The organism is Plectonema radiosum NIES-515, from assembly GCF_025753815.1.
GTDB classification, from domain to species: Bacteria; Cyanobacteriota; Cyanobacteriia; order Cyanobacteriales; family Nostocaceae; genus Hassallia; species Hassallia radiosum_A.
In genome coordinates, this window is record NZ_JAOWRF010000271.1 from 1 (window position 1) to 3682 (window position 3682).

Annotated in this window: 4 protein-coding genes; 2 read left to right on the top strand and 2 right to left on the bottom strand. The window is 44.3% G+C overall.

Annotation, left to right across the window (positions count from 1 at the left end; all coding sequences use genetic code 11):
* Positions 1 to 692, top strand: a 692-nt coding sequence (locus tag OGM63_RS18890) for a VWA domain-containing protein (protein ID WP_263747199.1), incomplete at its 5' end; no start/stop codon positions are given.
* Positions 693 to 1027: 335 nt separating this feature from the next.
* On the opposite strand, the gene OGM63_RS18895 is transcribed toward OGM63_RS18890, so the two are convergent.
* A complete protein-coding gene (locus OGM63_RS18895; protein ID WP_263747200.1) occupies positions 1028 to 1810 on the bottom strand; it encodes an RNA polymerase sigma factor SigF in 783 nt (260 codons plus the stop codon).
* Between the two features lie 308 nt (positions 1811 to 2118).
* Here OGM63_RS18895 and OGM63_RS18900 point away from each other — a divergent pair, with 308 nt between their 5' ends.
* Entirely contained in the window at positions 2119 to 2847 is a 729-nt protein-coding gene (locus OGM63_RS18900) for a Bax inhibitor-1/YccA family protein (protein WP_263747201.1), read from the top strand.
* Positions 2848 to 3169: 322 nt separating this feature from the next.
* Here OGM63_RS18900 and OGM63_RS18905 read toward each other — a convergent pair.
* Positions 3170 to 3682 (bottom strand): ACT domain-containing protein (locus OGM63_RS18905; protein ID WP_263747202.1); only part of this gene is annotated, 513 nt, incomplete at its 5' end.

Sequence of the window (3682 nt, forward strand, 5' to 3'; positions counted from 1 at the left end):
TCTCCCCCTCCTCCACTCCCCCCTCCCCAGAAAAGCGGGTATTTGTCGAACAGTCAGATATTCGCTCGAAGCGGTTGGTACGTAAAGCCGGAGCGTTGGTAATATTTGTAGTCGATGCTTCTGGGTCAATGGCACTGAACCGGATGCAGTCAGCCAAAGGTGCGGTAATGCAGCTTTTAACAGAAGCTTATCAAAACCGCGACCAAGTGGCGTTGATTCCCTTCCGGGGGGAACAAGCTGAGGTATTATTGCCTCCAACCCGCTCTATTGCCTTAGCGCGTAACCGTTTGGAAAGATTACCTTGTGGTGGTGGTTCACCGCTAGCGCATGGTTTAAGCCAAGCTGTGCGGGTCGGGTTGAATGCGGTTAGGAGTGGAGATATTGGGCAAGTTGTGATTGTAGCGATAACCGATGGACGCGGGAATATTCCCTTGTCTCGTTCTTTGGGTGAACCACAAGAAGCAGGAGAAAAGCCGGATATCAAAGCGGAATTGTTAGAAATTGCCGCTAGAATGCGTGCTTTAGGGATGCAGTTATTGATGATTGATACTGAAAGTAAATTTGTTTCCACTGGCTTTGCCAAGGAATTAGCTCATACTTCAGGAGGCAAATATTATCATTTGCCGAAAGCGACAGATAAAGCCATTGCTGCTATGACAAGAGGAGCGATCGCAGATTTAAAATCCAGATAAGTAGAGTGAGGGGTGAGGGGTGAGGAGTTAGGAGTTAGGAGTTAGGAGTTAGCAGTGAGGGGTGAGGGGTGAGGAGTTAGGAGTTAGCAGTGAGGAGTGAGGAGTTAGGAGTGAGGGGTGAGGGGTGAGGAGTGAGGAGTTTTTAGCTCATAACTCATAACTCATAACTTATAACTCATAACTCATAACTCATAACTCATAACTTATAACTCATAACTCATAACTCCTCACTCCTAACTCATAACTCATAACTCCGCTCCTCCGCTCCTCCTAACTCATAACTCCTAACTCCTCACTCCGCTCCTCCTAACTCATAACTCATAACTCCGCTCCTCCTAAGATCCAGTCGCAATTGCTGGTTGTAAGAAACACATTAAATCCTGAATTCCCTTTTGTAGATATCGCGTTACTGTCATTGGACTAGTGCCAATTTTCTTCGCGGCATCTTTGCGAGAAAGTTCTTTTAAAAAGACTAATTCAACAGCTAAACGGGGCTTTTCTTCTAACATATTTATTGCTCCTTGGAGTTGTTGACGTTCTTCTTCTAGTTGCTGAAAAGCCGTAGAACGGGGACAGGGAAGCGCTTCACCTAAGGTTATTTGGCAATCAACATACTGAACTGGGGTCGCATCTAAACTCAAAGGCATCCGATTTTGAGCCGCTAACTTAGTTTCTTGCCATTCTTGGACAGATACTTTGAGTATGTTGGCAATTTCTGAATCTTTGGGAGGACGACCCAAAGATATTGATAATTCCCGGCGAATTTTTTGCCCTTCATTGTAGAGTTCTTGCCAGCGACGGGGTATCTTTAGTAGAGTACTGCGATCGCGCAAAAAGTGCAGCATTTCTCCGCGAATGTAGGGCACAGCAAAGGAACTAAAAGCATATCCTTGACTGGGATCAAATCGCTCAATTGCCCTGATTAAACCGAAATAACCGATTTGTTCCAAATCTTCATAAGGTTCATTACATTGATGGCTGAATTTATGAGCCATCTTACGCACTAACCCAGTATGTAACTGTACAAGTTGATTACGAAGTTTAATAGAAGGATTCTGGTGGTATAAGTGCAATAACTCGATACCATCAGACCGCAGAGAGGACTGACTTGTTACCATATAAATTCCTTTCTAGTAACTCCTTTTTCTGAAAAATTGGAGTTGCGTAAATTTTCATCAAAGCTGTAATTATTTTCCTTAGATGGGGCTGAATAAACCATCGTCGTTATACTGAACTTGTGGGGAGTCTAACTTTTGGTATCAGTATTTATACGCATATGTTTTGCGCCCTTATCTGTTTCAGGCTATTTTGACTTGATATAAATCAAGTGAGGAATTCCGCCATTTGTGAAATCACATAGCTCTCTTGATATGAGTCAAAATAGAACTGAGCAGAACTGTTTTTCTTAAAAAATTAGTTGTGAAATATGAGTAATACCAGCAATTTTCGTAACGCTATCCGTGAGGCTAAAAATCAAGCCCTCATCGGTCCAAATGTAATTGCCAATGCCCTTCCCTACGTTGGTGGTGGACTGGTTTTAACGGCGCTGGCAGCTTACGGTGGTTTAGGAGTCATCCGTACCAACCCCGGACTTTTCATGCCCACCGTAATTGGTGCGGTCATCCTGGAACTAATTCTGTTCTTTGTTGCCCAAAACGTTGCTGAAAAAGGCAACAAAGGCGTTGCCCTGCCCCTACTAGCCACCTACAGCCTGTTGTCTGGGTATACCCTCAGTGGCTTGATTTATCTTGCCTTGAGAACCCAAGGAGTTGGCATTCAAGGAATTGGTATAGCTGCCCTTAGTTGTGGCATCACTTTTATTGCCGCTCGTCAAGTGGGTTCAAATCTCTCTGACTCAGACGGCATGGCTTTGACTAAAACGATCAATCTAGGCGTTATTGCCTTGGTGGTTGTTTGCCTAGCACAATTTGGGTTGGCGTTTTTCGGTGTTTACACGCCAAATTGGTTAGAAATTGCCATTTCCGGGCTGGGTGTGCTTTTATTTGTTGGCGCATCTGTAGTTGATTTCTACATCTTGCCCCGCACCTACAGCGATGAACAATATCTGCCTGCGGCTTTGTCGATGTATCTTACCTACATCAATTTGTTTGTGTTTATCTTGCGGTTGCTAATTGCCCTCAATAGCCGCGATTAATTAGCCTGCCTTCAGAATGGACATAGGTCTGGAAAAGATGTAGAGACGTAGCTGGAAAAGATGTAGAGACGTAGCTGGAAAAGATGTAGAGACCTAGCTGGAAAAGATGTAGAGACCTAGCTGGAAAAGATGTAGAGACCTAGCATTGCTACGTCTCTACAAGCGTTCTGGGTAGCACATAATAATTAATTTCCACACCTATGTCTATTAATTGAAACCCAGGGATTATATCATGTCTGGTAAATCGCACACATTGTAGAGTAGAGACGTTCCATTGGAACGTCTCTACGACTGTTGGTAATAATTTATTTTATTGCTGAAATTACGCCGGCACTACAAATTTTTCGCTTCCTGCAAGCCCAAAGGCTGCGTGAATGACTTGCAAAGCTTTAACACCTTGTTCTTGATGGACGACACAGCTAATTTTAATTTCTGAGGTGGCAATCATTTGAATGTTAATTTGGTGTTGAGCGATCGCCTCAAACATTTTCGCTGCAACTCCTGGTTGTCCCACCATCCCTGCACCAACAATACTCACTTTGGCGATCGCATTATCCAAAACAATTTCACCCCAGCCAAATTCTGACGCTGCTTGTTGCAACATTTTCTGTGCTGCTTCTCCATCTATCCTGGCAACGGTGAAGGCTATATCTCGTCTGGGAACACCATCAATTACCCGACAGCGCTGAGATTGAATAATCATATCCACACTGATATTGTGCTGCGCTAATAGTCCGAACAACTTCGCTGCCATCCCCGGACGATCTGGTAGTTGACGAATCGCCAAACGCGATTGGTTCATGTCTAAAGCGACACCACGGACGAGGGGATGGGG

What these genes read in the sequence shown, in the direction of transcription:
- OGM63_RS18900 (WP_263747201.1), top strand. Translation starts at nt 2,119, where the DNA reads ATGAGTAATACCAGCAATTTTCGTAACGCTATCCGTGAGGCTAAAAAT.
- OGM63_RS18895 (WP_263747200.1), bottom strand. Translation starts at nt 1,810, where the DNA reads ATGGTAACAAGTCAGTCCTCTCTGCGGTCTGATGGTATCGAGTTATTG.